This is a genomic window from Thalassospira marina (assembly GCF_002844375.1).
Classification (GTDB): domain Bacteria; phylum Pseudomonadota; class Alphaproteobacteria; order Rhodospirillales; family Thalassospiraceae; genus Thalassospira; species Thalassospira marina.
On record NZ_CP024200.1, the window covers coordinates 395,356 to 409,692 of the forward strand.

Sequence of the window (14,337 nt, forward strand, 5' to 3'; positions counted from 1 at the left end):
ATTGAACCCGCACAGGATTTGTGTTGCCCCGAATTGATCAGGCGGCTTTGATTTTGGTTTGGGTATCGGTTTTGGGTGTGCCAACGATGGCTTTGTGGTCCTGCGTTTCCACGGCAAAAACCACAAGGGCGATCAGCCGGTAAAAACCATGCACGAATTTACCGTAAGGCATGGATAAAAACAGGGTCAGCACCACACCAAGATGAATACACAGCGTAATGCCCACCAATGAGGTATCACGCAGCAGCATCAAACCCAGCCCGGTTGCAGCACTTAACATCAGCAACACCAGAAAGCTTACATCCATGCCCTTGTTGGTTTTGCCTTTGGGGGTGGGGTCGGCCTTTATTTTAAGGGCAAGCAAGCCCAGCGGGCCAATGATCAGCCCAAGACCACCGAGAATACCAAACAGTTTGGGCAGGCTGACAAAGCCATAAGGGGCGGGTAGGTCAAACCCGTAATGCAGGATTGTTCCTGTCGAGGTTGCCGCAAAACACAGCATAAAGCCCCAAAATGTGAACTGGTGAAACCAGCGTCGCGCCATGGATGGCGTTTCATCGGGGTAGGAACAGCCCTGCCCATTGCCGCCATCAAGATATTTAAGGGTCAGCGCGTTTTTGATGCCTTGGCCAACCTGGCGATAATTCAGGCGCAAAGGGTTTGGCAACTGCATGGCCCGCCAGAATTTAATGCAGGACAGGGTTAATGCTAGCAGCACAAACAGGCCCACTGCACCAAACAGACCTGCCAATACATTATGGGGAATGACGCCGTAAAAGGCATTGGCATGGGCGCTGAAAAAGTCATTGCCGGTAAGCTGGGCGGTTGTGATGGCAAACAGCGTTATCACAATGATGGACAGCAAGCTGACCCACAGGCCGTTATTGACAAACAGTTTGCCCATAAAGCCCGGCCAGGCATAAACGCCGTAATTTTCCTGGCGCAATTCGGCCATGGCGGCGGGGACATTCAGCGCGAATTCATGGGGTGGGGCATACTGGCAATTATGGTAGCACGCCCCGCAATTGTGACACAGATTGGCAAGGTAATCGACGGTATCGGCATTGAACTCAAGGCGCAGTTCCATTGCCTGAAACACGGCACAATGGCCTTCGCAATAACGGCAGGCATTGCAGATCGACATGACCCGCGCGGCTTCGGTTGTTTTATCGGTTGAGCGCATAATCGGCGGCCTCGCTTCCTGCAATTCGTCCAAATACATTGCCAATGGTCATGCCGATCCCGGCAAGATAACCCTGACCCAGCACATTGCCCGCCATGATTTCGCCTGCGGCAAAGATGTTGGGGCTTAGGCTGCCATCCGCCATTTTCATCGCGGCCTTTTCGGTGACCTCGACGCCCAGATAGGTGAAGGTAATGCCTGGCCGCAGGGAATAGGCACTGTAGGGGGGCTGGTCGATGGGGCGTGCCCAGTTGGTTTTGTTAACAGCAAGGCCATTGGTGCACAGGCCATCAAGTGTTGTGTGGTCAAACGCGCCCGGCTGAACGGCGGCGTTAAAATCGGCGATTGTTTTTTGCAAAATATCGGCATCCAGGCCGATTTTTCGTGCCAGTTCGTCAATGCTGTTGGCGGTGGTGGCAGGGAAAACCGGCGGCATGAAACCGCCCTTTGATTTCTGGTCGATAATGACATGGGCGACCTGGTTGGGCTGGTCGGCCACCAGCCGACCCCAGATGGCATATCGTTTGGGCCAGAAATCCTCGCCCTCGTCATAGAAACGTTCGGCATTTTCATTGACGACGACACCTAACGATACGCAATCGACCCGGGTGCAGATACCGCCATCAAATTTGGGGGCGCGCCCGTCGATTGCCACGGCGTGGCACTGGTTGGGTTCGCCAATTTGCTGGGCGCCATGATCCAGCAACAGGCGCAATAGCCCGCCCCGGTTATAGGGGGTGCCACGGATCAGGAAGTTTTCGGCGATATCGCCCCAGGCTTCTTTCAGCCATTCGACATTGGCTTCAAACCCGCCAGCGGCAGCAACAAAGGCATTGGCCGAAATGACATGGTCGCCCACATGCAGACGTTTGAAGGTGCCATTTTCAATTTCAATGGCAGTCACCATTGCATCGTAATGAACTTCAATGCCCAGCTTTTCGGCATGGCGATACAGCGCATTTAAAAGCTGTTTGCCGCCGCCCATGAAAAACGCGTTGGTGCGGCCCAGATGCAGGGTGCCGCCAAGGGGTGGTTGAAACTGCACACCCCGTTGTTCCAGCCAGCTTACAGCCTCGGCCGATTTGCGCAGCGTCATGCGGGCAAGTTTTTCGTTGGTTTTGCCTTTGGTAACGCGCAGCAGGTCTTCCCAATATTCGGCTTCGTCATAGGTGCCGCTTAGAACGGAAAGGGGGCCGATATGCAGGGGGCGCAAATTGCGGGTATGGCGGGTATTGCCGCCGCGATAGGTGCGCGGGGCCCCTTCAAGCAGGCAAACCTTCGCGCCTTTTTCCGCCGCGACGATGGCGGCGATCAACCCGGCCTGCCCGCCGCCCGCGACAAGGACGTCGTAATGGTCATGAAGCGTTTTCACAAGGATCTCACCTTTATGGAATTCTGTTGGATACTTTTGTATACAATCGTGCGCAAGGTTGTAACTCGATGCGGAATGTGTCAAGTTCAAATTCAATAAAAACACTCAAGGTATCTGTTCATGAGTTCTGATTCGGATGATCAACAGCCGCGCGGCGAAGTGGCGTATCGAAAGCTTTTGGCGGCGATCCAGCATGGAGAACTCAAGCCTGGAACCCGCATTCGCGAAGTGGAAGTTGCCGAAAAATTCGATATCAGTCGTACCCCGGTGCGCGATGCGATCCGCCGGCTGGAAAGCGATGGCCTACTGATCCATGTGCCGCGGCAGGGGGCCGTGATCAAGGAACTGGACCACCGCGAGGTGATTGAACTTTACGAGATTCGCGAAGTGCTGGAGGGCACGGCAGCGCGTTATGCCGCGCGCCATGCATCGGAACTTGAAATTGCCGAACTGGAAGATTTGAACGAACTGATGCTGAAAAACGGCAACGATCAGATCAAAGTGGCCGAAATTAACCGGCTGTTTCACCAGGCCCTGTATCGCATGGGCAACAACCGTTACCTGATTGATGCGTTAAATTCGTTATCGAACGCGATGGCGCTTTTGGGGGGGACAACCCTGCAGTATGACGGGCGGCCACAAAGCGCCTATGACGAACATCGCGATATTGTTGAAAATATCCGTGCCGGTAATGGCGATGGCGCCGATGCCGCCGCACGCCTGCACATCCGCAACGCACAAAGACTGCGCATCCGGCTGTTGCGCAATGTTCAGCAAAGCGGGTTGGAACCCGCCCCATAATTTACGCGGATAGCTGTTTGCGTCAGCAGCGCTAAAAATTGCCAGCTTTTGCCAGCCCTATCGCGGCGGGGAAATGGAGCGGGCGGTTTCGACGATGTGGGGGACGATTTCGGCTTCGGCCTGTTCCAGCGTCCAGCGGATCACGGGAAGCGAGCAGTGAATGGCGGCAACCGGTGTGCCATCCAGGGTGCAGATGGGGGCGGCAATATTTATTTCATCGGGCAGGACCTGACGCAGGCTCATGCAATATCCCTTGTCCCGCGCGGTCAGGATATCTTCAAGGATTTTGCCGCGATCCAGCGTTGTCCAGGGGGTATATTGTTTTAGCGGCCATTCATTGACGCATTTGCGAATGGTGGCTTCGTCCTGGCGGCTTAGAATAACGCGGCCCGACGATGCCGTAAGTGCGGGCACCCGTCGGCCAATTACCGATGCGCCATAGCTGGTCCGATAGCCGGGAATGCGCACGACATACATGATTTCCTGATCAATCGGGCGGGCCATATTAATCGTTTGCTGAAGCTGGCGGCTTAGCTCGATCAGGCGGGGCATGGCCAGTTGCACAAGGTTATCCGACCAGAGATAGGCATAGGCCATATCCAGATATTTCAGAGATGGCCGATAACGCCGCGTTTCCGCATTTTTGTTAAGATAACCCAACTGGTGCAGCGTGTTAACAAACCGTTGGGCCGCACTTTTATCAAGCCCTGTTTCGCGGGCAATTTCGGAAAGGCTGAGCTCAAGCTTGTCTTCCGAAAAGACTTCAAGAATGCGTAAACCCTTTTCCAGCGAAGCGACATACAGCGTGTCCTGTCGCGGCTTTTCGCGATCTTTCATCCCGGACTTTCCCCCATTTCGTTCCGAACAAATAGATCAGGATGCTTGACTCATTAATCAAGGCTTCTTATCGTTGATTGGTATACAGTAATCTGTATTACAATATAATACAAAATGTTTCGGCGAACAACGCCGTCACCAAAAAACATATATGTCACGGAGGCATCATGAAGACGGTTCTTAAGGGGGCGAGCCTGTTCGCCCTCACGATGCTGGCCGCCTCGGGTTCTGCCCTTGCCGGTAAAGCAGACGACACGCTTAACATCTCGTTCACCAAAGAACTTGAAAACGTCGACGGTTACTTCAACTCATCCCGCGAAGGGGTGATCATGCAGCGCACCGTTTGGGACAGCCTGTTGTATCGCGACCCGGAAACGGGTGAATACAAGGGGAACCTGGCAACGGACTGGAAATGGGTTGATGACGTCACCCTGGATTTGGACCTGCGCAAGGGCGTGAAGTTCCATAACGGGGCTGATTTCACGGCTGACGACGTTGTTTACACCGTAAACTGGGTGGTTGACCCGGCGCATGGGGTGAAAACCCAGCGCAATGTCAACTGGATGAAAAGTGCGGAAAAGCTGGATGATTACAAAGTCCGCCTGCACCTGAAGGCTCCGTTCCCGGCTGCATTTGAATATCTTTCCGGCCCGGTTCCGATTTATCCGCATGAATATTATGCCAAGGTTGGCCCCAGCGGCATGGGCCAGAACCCGGTTGGCACCGGCCCTTACAAGGTTGTGTCGGTCGAACCGGGCAAGCATTTTGTGCTGGAAAAATTCGATGGGTATTTCAAGGACAGCCCCAAGGGGCAGCCGAAAATCGGCCATCTTGATATTCGCACCATCCCCGATATCAATACCGAAGCTGCCGAACTGTTTAGCGGCGGTCTGGATTGGATCTGGCAGGTGCCCGCCGACCAGGCCGAAAAATTCAAGGAAATGGACCAGTTCACGGTTGCCAATGAAAGCACGATGCGCATTGGTTATATCGACATGGACGCCGCAGGCCGCACCGGCGAGAAAAACCCGATGACCGATGTGCGGGTTCGCCAGGCCGTTGCCCATGCGATTGATCGCCAGGCCATTGTTGACGGGTTGTTAAAAGGCAAGTCCAAGGTTGTCGATGCCGCCTGTTTTCCGACCCAGTTTGGCTGCACCCAGGATGTTACCAAATACGATTACGACCCGGAAAAGGCAAAGGAACTGCTGGCGGAGGCCGGTTATCCTGACGGTTTCACCATCGATTTCTATGCCTATCGTGACCGCGAATATGCTGAAGCCCTTGCCAATTACCTGAATGCAGTGGGCATCAAGACCAATTTCAAGCTGCTGCAATATTCCGCATTGCGTGAATTGCGCATGAAGCAGGGTACGCCGATGTCATTCCAGACATGGGGTTCCTATTCGATCAATGATGCATCGGCAATTGTCAGCCAGTTCTTCAAGCTTGGATCACTCGACACCGCACGTGACGAGGAAATCAAGGGATGGCTGGATGTGGCTGATAGCTCCATCGATCCTGAAAAGCGTAAGGAATATTACGCCAAGGCCTTCAAAAAGATCGCCGATCAGGCTTATTGGGTGCCGTTATTTTCCTATAACGCCAACTACGTCTTCACCAACGATCTGGATTACACGCCTACCACGGATGCTATTCCGCGCTTCTTCCAGATGAGCTGGAAATAATCTTCCGGTAACCAGAAAACGGGGTACGGACGGTGTTGATTTACACACTCAAAAGGCTGGGGCTGGCCTTATTGGTTGCCCTTGCCGTCTCGATGCTGAGTTTTACCTTGCTGCATCTTTCGGGGGACCCGGCATCGGCGATTGCCGGGGAATCCGCAACGGATTCAGATATCGCGGCCATTCGCGCCTTTTACGGGTTCGACCGGCCATTGATCGTGCAATATGCCGATTGGCTGTTCAGTGCGCTTCGGGGTGATTTTGGTGAAAGTTATTACTTTCAGCTGCCCGTTGCCCAACTGATCGGCGACCGGCTGTCGATCACGATGACACTTGGCATTTGTGGCATTTCCTTTGCCATTCTGACGGCGGTGCCTTTGGGCGTTGCAGCAGCCGTCCGCCCCAACAGCATGATTGACCGGATGGCCCTGTTCATTTCGGTCATGGGGCAGGCCATGCCCAGTTTCTGGTTTGGCCTGGTTCTGGTGGTGATTTTCAGTATCAAATTCCGGCTATTGCCACCGTCGGGCACGGATGGCTGGCAGAATTTCGTGATGCCAACCATTGTGCTGGGCTATTACGCGATGCCTGCCATCATGCGCCTGACGCGCGCCGGGATGCTTGATGTTTTAAGTGCCGATTATGTGCGTACTGCGCGCGCCAAAGGTGCCAGCGAAGTCCGTGTGATGTTCAAACACGCGCTTCGCAATGCCATCATCCCGGTTGTCAGCCTTTCGGCTGTTCAGATGGGGTTCATGCTGGGTGGATCGATTGTGGTTGAATCCATCTTTGCCCTGCATGGGGCAGGATATCTGGCGTGGGAATCCATTGGCCGGAACGATTTGCCAACAGTGCAGGCGCTTATCCTGATTTTTGCGCTGTTCTATATCGTTTTTACCTTCCTTTCCGATTTGTTGAATGCGTGGCTTGATCCGCGCATGAGGGTGGGCTGACATGGCAAAAACAATTGAATCCGTCGAAGCCGCCCTGAGTGGCCCGACACCGGGCCAGGTATTGCGCGGGCGCATTTTCGGCCATCGCGGGTTGATGTTTGGTGGCGTGGTTCTGGCGGCAATTTGCATTGTTGCCGTGCTGGCCCCGGTATTGGCCCCGCATGATCCCTATGCGCAAAACCTGCTGGCACGCATGCAGCCGCCTGTCTGGTTTGCCAAGGGCACGTGGGATCACCCCCTGGGGACGGACCATTTGGGCCGTGATTATTTATCCCGTCTGATTTATGGCGCGCGTATTTCACTGTTGATTGGTGGGGTAGCAGCCCTGATTTCCGGCCTGATTGGCACCATGATGGGTGTTGCTGCCGGGTATTTTGGCGGCAAGGTCGATACGGTGGTGACATTTATCATCAATGTCCGCCTGGCCATGCCGGTGGTACTGGTAGCACTGGCGGTGGTTGCGGTTTTTGGTGGTTCGCTTCAGGTGGTTATCCTGGTTCTGGGCTTGCTGTTGTGGGACCGCTTTGCCGTTGTCATGCGGTCTTCGACCCAGCAATTGCGATCGATGGAATATGTCAATGCGGCACGTGCCATTGGCTGTTCAACCTCGCGCATCGTGTTTAGCGAAATCATGCCCAACATCGTCAACAGCCTGATTGTGGTTGTGACGCTGGAAATGGCACATGCCATCCTGCTGGAAGCAGCCCTGTCCTTTTTGGGGCTGGGTGTGCAGCCGCCAACGCCGTCTTGGGGTTTGATGGTGGCCGAGGGCAAAAAGATGCTGCTGTTTGAACCGTGGCTGATTGCCATTCCCGGTGTCGCGCTGTTTGTGCTGGTGCTGGTGATCAACCTGCTTGGCGATGGTTTGCGCGATGTCACCGCCCCTGAAAACCGCAATTAAGGAAAGGAGAGAAGCAATGGAAAATATTCTCTCTGTACGGGATCTTCGGGTGGATATTCCGCTGGCTGGTGGCACTCTGCATGCCGTGCGCGGGCTGGATTTTGACCTGGCACGCGGCGAAACCCTGTGCATCGTAGGGGAATCCGGCAGTGGCAAATCCTTGACGTCGCTTGCGATTATGGGGTTGCTGCCCAAACTTGCCAAACGGCAGGCGCAAAAACTGGAATTTTCCGGGGTTGATCTGGCAACGGCGAATAACCGCAAAATGCGCAGTTTGCGTGGTGACCGGATTTCGATGATTTTCCAGGAACCGATGACGTCGCTAAACCCCGCTTACACCATTGGCGACCAGTTGACCGAAGCGTTGCTTCTTCATCGCAAGGTCGGACGCAAGGCGGCAGAGGCCCGCGCCATCGAGTTGCTGGAAAAAGTGGGCATTACTGCTGCGGCCAGCCGGTTGGGGCAATATCCGCATCAATTATCGGGCGGGCTGCGCCAGCGTGTGATGATTGCAATGGCCCTGATGGCGGAACCCGACCTGATCATTGCCGATGAACCGACAACCGCCCTTGATGTAACAATTCAGGCGCAAATTTTGCGGTTGCTGGTGGATTTACAGCGCGAAATGAACATGGCGATGATTTTGATCACCCATGATCTGGGCGTGGTGGCGCGCGTTGCCGACAAGGTCGCGATCATGTATGCGGGCGAAGTGATTGAATCGGGCAATTCAAAGGATGTGTTTACCGCCCCGAAACACCCCTATACCCGTGGTTTGCTGCGCTGTATCCCGGTGCCGGGCAAAACCAGACCCGGTGAACATTTGGGGTCCATCCCCGGTATTGTGCCATCCCTGATTGGCAAAACACAGGGATGTGCGTTTCGTGGCCGTTGCGATGTGGCGGTTGATGCCTGCGCACACGACATTCCCGAACGCCAGGGCGTTGACGGGCATGTTTACCGCTGCGTGCATGATAACAGCGAAATACCGTTCCAGGCACCGGGCGAAAGCCCGACTGCCACCAGCCAAAGCGAGGGCCGGCCATGAGCGCTGATCAAAAAACACCTGTTCTGGAACTTAAAAACGTTTCCAAAACCTTTTCGATCAAGCAGGGCATGTTTGGCAAACGCAAGCCCCTTAAGGCGGTTAACGAAGTTGATTTGCGCTTGAACAAGGGTGAAGTTTTGGGGCTGGTCGGTGAATCTGGCTGCGGGAAAAGTACGCTTGCGCGTATTTTGCTGGGCCTTGAAAAACCAACCAGCGGCCAGGTTCTGGTTGATGGTGAAGATATCGGCACGCAGGACCGTTCCTATCTGGCGCGGCGCATTCAGCCGATTTTTCAGGACCCGTATTCATCACTGAACCCGCGCAAAAGCATTGCCGATATTATTTCCCTGCCATTGCGGGTGCATAAGGTGGGTGATGCCCGCGAATGGGACAAGAAAACAACCGATATTCTTGATTTTGTCGGTTTGCCCAAACGTGTTTTGCGCAGCTTCCCCAATCAGCTTTCCGGTGGGCAGCGCCAGCGTGTTGCCATTGCGCGTGCCTTGATCATGAAACCCGAAATCGTCATTTGCGACGAACCAACATCGGCACTTGATGTATCGGTGCAATCGCAGATCCTTAATCTGCTGGTGGATCTGCGCAATGAACTGGGCCTGACCTATCTGTTTATCAGCCATAATCTGGCGGTGATCGAACATCTGGCAACGCGGGTTGCGGTGATGTATCTGGGCCGGGTGGTTGAGGAATCAGCTGCGGCCCCGCTTTTTGCCGAACCGCGCCATCCCTATAGTTCGGCCCTTTTGGAATCTGTTTTAACGCCTGATCCGTTTATGGGCGTGCCTGATACCCATTTGGGCGCGGTTTACCCCAACCCGATTGATCCGCCCAGCGGGTGCCATTTCCATCCACGTTGTGCAAAGGCGATGGATGTTTGTTCAAGTGTGGCCCCGCCCTGCCTGCGCGAGGACCATCGCCGTGTCGAATGCCACCTTTACGGCGCAGGATAGGCGCGTCTTTGTCGTTCCGATGTGATCATGCCCAACAAAAAGCATAGATAATGGACAGTTTTTCCAATTCACAAATCATTCGCAAACCAGCTACCAGAAGTGCCAATGGCGGCATTGTTGCCGCCCAGCATAAACGTGGTGCGCAGGCCGGTGCCGCCATCCTGGCCGATGGGGGCGATGCGGTGGATGCGGCGGTTGCCACATCCTTTGCCATGGGGGTGCTGGAACCCTGGATGAGCGGGCCTGCCGGTGGCGGGGCGATGATGATTTATCGTGCCGATGAAGACCGCGCCTATACGGTTTATTTCGGCATGCGATCACCTGCCGGTTTGAATCCGGCGGATTATCCGCTATCGGGGCAGGGCCGCGCGGGTGATTTATTTCCCTGGTCGCATGTGGTGGAAGACCGCAACCAGGTGGGCGCAACCGCCATTGCCGTGCCCGGGACCGTGGCCGGGATGGAAACCGCCCATGATAAATTTGGCAAACTGGCGTGGGGCGACCTTTTAAACCCGGCAGTAAAGCTTGCCGATGAAGGGCTGCATGTGGACTGGTACGCTGCCCTTGTCATTGCGGCGAGCACCCGTGAACTGGCAAAAAACCCGACCGCGGCAAAAACCTATCTCGAGGATGGCCAGTGGCCCACCATCGCGGGTTGGACCGCCCTTTCGGACAAACGCATTGATATGTCGGTCATGGCGCAAACCTTGCGCCGCATGGCCGATAAAGGTGCGCGCGAATTTTACGAAGGTGACCTTGCCCATGAAATTGCTGCCGATGTGCAGGATGCCGGCGGATGCCTGAGCGCACAGGATTTGCGCGATTACCGGGCAGAAATTCAAACCCCGCTTGCTGTTGATTATCGTGGCGGTAAAGTTTTTGCCCCCGCACATTTCACGGCTGGTGAAAACCTGGCCGAATGCCTTGGGATGCTGGGCAAACAGAATTTTACTGGTGATCGGCCGGGCGCGCAGGCCTATCTGGCCTATGTGGATGCCCTGCGCAAAACATACCATCGCCGCCTGCGCGAAATGGGCGATATCAATGACGATGCTGCGCCAACCTGTACCACCCATTTCAGCGTAGTGGACCGCCATGGCAATATGGTGGCGGTCACCCAGACCCTGCTGTCCATTTTCGGGTCCAAGGTGGTGCTGCCGCAAAGCGGCCTTTTGATGAATAACGGCATTTTGTGGTTTGATACCGAACCGGGCAAACCCAATTCGCTGGCACCGGCAAAACGCTGTTTGATGAATGTGTGCCCGGCGCTGGGTGAAATTGGCGGCCGTCGCTTTGCCATTGGGGCATCTGGCGGGCGCAAGATTTTACCGGCCATTTTACAGCTGACTTCCTTCATGGCCGATTTCGGCATGACCCTGGAAGAGGCAATCCATCAGCAACGGGTGGATAGCAGTGGTGGCGATACCGTAATTGCCGATCAAAGCCTGCCAGATGATGTTCTGGCTCAGCTTAAACAGAATTACCCAACCGTAACAACGCGACGCACCATGTTCCCCTATGCCTTTGCCTGCCCTGCGGGAGTGGAGCGGGCCGGGAATGTGAATTACGGCGCGACCGAAATCATGTCGCCCTGGGGTGATGCGGTGGCGGAAAATGCATGACGAAGCAAAGGAAGCAAGAACAATGACCACCCGTGAACAGGCCATAGAGCGCATAACCCGCTATTTCGATGACGGTGATTTCCTGCGGGAATTGACAGCCTTGGTCGAAATTCCCAGCGAAAGCCAGAACCCCGCCCGTGCTGCTGAGTTGCAGCGCTATATTGATGAACAGATGATTCCGATGCTGGGCGCGATGGAATTTACCACCCGCGTTCTTGAAAACCCCAAAGCCGGATTTGGCCCGTTTCTGTTTGCTGAACGCCACGAAGGCGACGATCTACCCACCATCCTGACCTATGGCCATGGTGATGTGATTTTGGGGCAGGAAGGCGAATGGCGCGAAGGCCTGGCACCGTTCAAAATCACGGTTGAAGGGGATCGTATTTATGGCCGTGGCACGGCCGATAACAAGGGCCAGCATTGCATCAATCTTGCGGCATTGCGTGCTGTTATCGCGGAACGCGGGCGGCTTGGTTTTAACTGCAAAGTGATTATTGAAACCGGTGAAGAAACCGGGTCCCCCGGCCTAGCCGAAATTTTCGAGCAGAATAAAGAGCTGTTTTCCGCCGATGTTTTGATTGCATCCGATGGCCCGCGCCTGAGTGCGGATCGCCCGACCATGTTTATGGGGTCGCGCGGGGCTATCAATTTTTCGCTGTCGCTGAAGTATCGTGAAGGCGGCCATCATTCGGGCAATTGGGGGGGGCTGTTAAAAGACCCCGGCATGGTTTTATCCCATGCCTTAACAACAATTACCGATGTGCGCGGCCAAATCCAGATCCCGGAATGGCGGCCAGACAGCCTGACCGCACCGGTCCGCAAAGCCCTTGAAGATTGTGCGATTACTGAAAACCCGACCGGCCCGAAAATAGACCCGGATTGGGGCGAAGAAAGCCTGAGCCTGGCTGAAAAGGTTTTTGGCTGGAACAGCTTTGCCATTCTGGCAATGAAAAGCGGTAACCCGGAGAAGCCGGTAAATGCCATTGCCCCGTGGGCGATTGCGCATTGCCAGCTGCGCTATGTTGTGGGTACCGACCCGGATGATATTTTGCCTGCATTGCGCCGCCATCTTGATAAACATGGCTTTACCGATATTGAAATTATTCCGGCGGAAAAGGGCTTCTTCCAGGCCACCCGCCTGGATCCGGATCATCCGTGGGTATCGTGGACGCGGGAATCAATCATGCGGACCACGGGCAAATCCCCCGCCATTTTGCCCAACCTTGGCGGATCGCTACCTAATGAAACCTTTGCCTATATTCTGGGCATGCCAACCGTGTGGATCCCGCATTCCTATGCCGCCTGTTCGCAGCATGCACCAAACGAACATATCCTGAAGGGCCTTAGCCGCGAAGCCCTGCAGATTATGGCCGGTGTTTTCTGGGATATTGGCGAAAACGCACCTGATGTGAAATAGGCAGGCGTTAATTTGCATTGATGCGAACCCCGCTGATCGTAACCGATTGGCGGGGTTTTCTTTTGCGCTAAATCATCCGGCCGGTCTGAGGGAATATGATGTGAGTGGCGAAAATAAAACCCCCGGCCACTGACAGATGCCGGGGGTTCAAACCGGGAATAACCCCGGCCGGAGAGAGAGCGTTTGACAGGGTTTGGAAGCGGCGGTTTAAGACGCCGTTTCTTCCTGCCAGACACGACCGTCAGGGAAGGTGTGGTCCTGGATGCTTTGGGGCTTCATGGTGATCGAGAAACCCGGTGCGGTCGGCGCGATATAGCGGCCATTGCGGATGATGCACGGGGTTTCAAAATGTTCGTGCAGATGATCCACATATTCCAGCACACGGTCTTCGAGCGTGGCAGACACACAGATATAGTCGATCATGGAAAGGTGCTGGACATATTCGCACAGGCCAACGCCGCCGGCATGGGGGCAGACGGGTTTGTTGAATTTTTTGGCCATCAGCAAAATCGCCATGATTTCGTTTACGCCGCCCACACGGCAACTGTCGATCTGCACCACGTCAATCGCATCGGCCTGCAGGAACTGTTTGAAGATGATGCGGTTCTGGCAATGCTCGCCCGTGGCGACACGAATGGGGGAAATCCCCTCGCGGATTTGCTTGTGACCCAGAATATCATCAGGGCTGGTGGGTTCTTCGATGAACCAGGGGGCAAATTCGGCCAGTTGCTTCATCCATGAAATGGCCTGGGAGACTTCCCAGTTCTGGTTGGCATCGACCATCAATTTGCGGTCCGGGCCAATTACATCGCGTGCAATGGCAAGGCGGCGGCGGTCATCTTCCACATCAAGGCCGACTTTCAGTTTGATATGGGTCCATCCGGCATCAATGGCTTCCTGGCACAGGCGGCGCAGTTTTTCATCACTATAACCCAGCCAGCCTGCCGATGTGGTGTAGGCGGGGTAACCCTGATTGCGCATTTCATCGATGCGGGCCTGTTTGCCCGGTTCGGCAGCACGTAAAATTTCAAGGGCTTCATCACGGGTCAGTGCGTTGGTCAGATAGCGGAAATCAACACATTCCACGAACTGTTCCGGCGTCATTTCGGCGACAAGCTGCCAAACGGGTTTGCCCGCGGCCTTGCCCCACATATCCCAAATCGCATTAACAACCGCACCGGTTGCCAGATGCATCACACCCTTATCCGGGCCAAGCCAGCGTAACTGGCTATCGCCCGTCAGATCGCGCCAGGTTTGCCCCATATTGGCGGTTAAAACACCAAGCGATTTGCCGACTAACAGATGCGACATGGCATTGATGGCGGCAACACACACATCATTGCCCCGGCCGATGGTAAATGTCAGGCCGTGGCCGGAAAGACCGGGCTGGTCGGTTTCAATAATGACATAGGCAGCAGAATAATCCGGGTCCTTGTTCATTGCATCCGACCCGTCAAGCTGACGCGATGTCGGAAAACGGATATCGATTGCCTTGATCCCTGTGATAACCGGACTCATCCCTGATGCCTCTTTATTTTATAAATGGAATA

General features: G+C 54.8%; 12 protein-coding genes. 8 read left to right on the plus strand and 4 right to left on the minus strand.

All coding sequences use genetic code 11. From position 1 onward, the window contains the following. Positions 1-37: 37 nt before the first annotated feature. Both tcuB and tcuA read right to left on the minus strand, forming a co-directional pair. On the minus strand, positions 38-1,183 hold the full coding sequence (gene tcuB / locus CSC3H3_RS21965; RefSeq protein WP_101286543.1) for a tricarballylate utilization 4Fe-4S protein TcuB: 1,146 nt from the start codon (positions 1,181-1,183) through the stop codon (positions 38-40). After that, entirely contained in the window at positions 1,167-2,555 is a 1,389-nt protein-coding gene (gene tcuA / locus CSC3H3_RS21970) for an FAD-dependent tricarballylate dehydrogenase TcuA (protein WP_101286544.1), read from the minus strand. The genes tcuB and tcuA overlap by 17 nt, the downstream gene beginning before the upstream one ends. A 120-nt stretch (positions 2,556-2,675) precedes the next feature. Between tcuA and CSC3H3_RS21975 the strand changes: the two genes are divergently transcribed. Next, entirely contained in the window at positions 2,676-3,356 is a 681-nt protein-coding gene (locus tag CSC3H3_RS21975; protein WP_101286545.1) for a GntR family transcriptional regulator, read from the plus strand. Positions 3,357-3,413: 57 nt separating this feature from the next. On the opposite strand, the gene CSC3H3_RS21980 is transcribed toward CSC3H3_RS21975, so the two are convergent. After that, a complete protein-coding gene (locus CSC3H3_RS21980) occupies positions 3,414-4,193 on the minus strand; it encodes an IclR family transcriptional regulator (protein ID WP_101268702.1) in 780 nt (259 codons plus the stop codon). Between the two features lie 167 nt (positions 4,194-4,360). On the opposite strand from CSC3H3_RS21980, the gene CSC3H3_RS21985 reads away from it, so the two are divergent. Genes CSC3H3_RS21985 through CSC3H3_RS22015 form a run of 7 tightly spaced genes read left to right on the plus strand, consistent with a single transcriptional unit; the run spans position 4,361 to position 12,787 of the window. Beyond that, positions 4,361-5,881: an ABC transporter substrate-binding protein gene (locus tag CSC3H3_RS21985; RefSeq protein WP_101286546.1), complete on the plus strand. Its 1,521-nt coding sequence runs from the start codon at positions 4,361-4,363 to the stop codon at positions 5,879-5,881. A gap of 32 nt (positions 5,882-5,913) precedes the next feature. Then, on the plus strand, positions 5,914-6,831 hold the full coding sequence (locus CSC3H3_RS21990) for an ABC transporter permease (protein WP_101268698.1): 918 nt from the start codon (positions 5,914-5,916) through the stop codon (positions 6,829-6,831). 1 nt (position 6,832) lies between these two features. After that, positions 6,833-7,732 (plus strand): ABC transporter permease, encoded by a 900-nt coding sequence (locus CSC3H3_RS21995; RefSeq protein ID WP_101268696.1) that lies wholly within the window; start codon positions 6,833-6,835, stop codon positions 7,730-7,732. A gap of 16 nt (positions 7,733-7,748) precedes the next feature. Next, positions 7,749-8,780 carry an ABC transporter ATP-binding protein gene (locus CSC3H3_RS22000; protein ID WP_101286547.1) on the plus strand — a complete coding sequence of 344 codons (1,032 nt, stop codon included), beginning with the start codon at positions 7,749-7,751 and terminating at the stop codon, positions 8,778-8,780. After that, positions 8,777-9,748, plus strand: a complete 972-nt coding sequence (locus CSC3H3_RS22005) for an ABC transporter ATP-binding protein (RefSeq protein ID WP_101286548.1) — start codon at positions 8,777-8,779, stop codon at positions 9,746-9,748. Before CSC3H3_RS22000 ends, CSC3H3_RS22005 begins: the two co-directional genes overlap by 4 nt. A gap of 50 nt (positions 9,749-9,798) precedes the next feature. After that, positions 9,799-11,370: a gamma-glutamyltransferase family protein gene (locus CSC3H3_RS22010; protein ID WP_101286549.1), complete on the plus strand. Its 1,572-nt coding sequence runs from the start codon at positions 9,799-9,801 to the stop codon at positions 11,368-11,370. Between the two features lie 22 nt (positions 11,371-11,392). Beyond that, positions 11,393-12,787: a M20 family metallopeptidase gene (locus CSC3H3_RS22015; protein WP_101286550.1), complete on the plus strand. Its 1,395-nt coding sequence runs from the start codon at positions 11,393-11,395 to the stop codon at positions 12,785-12,787. 207 nt (positions 12,788-12,994) lie between these two features. On the opposite strand, the gene CSC3H3_RS22020 is transcribed toward CSC3H3_RS22015, so the two are convergent. Then, a complete protein-coding gene (locus tag CSC3H3_RS22020; protein WP_101286551.1) occupies positions 12,995-14,305 on the minus strand; it encodes an L-fuconate dehydratase in 1,311 nt (436 codons plus the stop codon). Between the last annotated feature and the right edge of the window lie 32 nt (positions 14,306-14,337).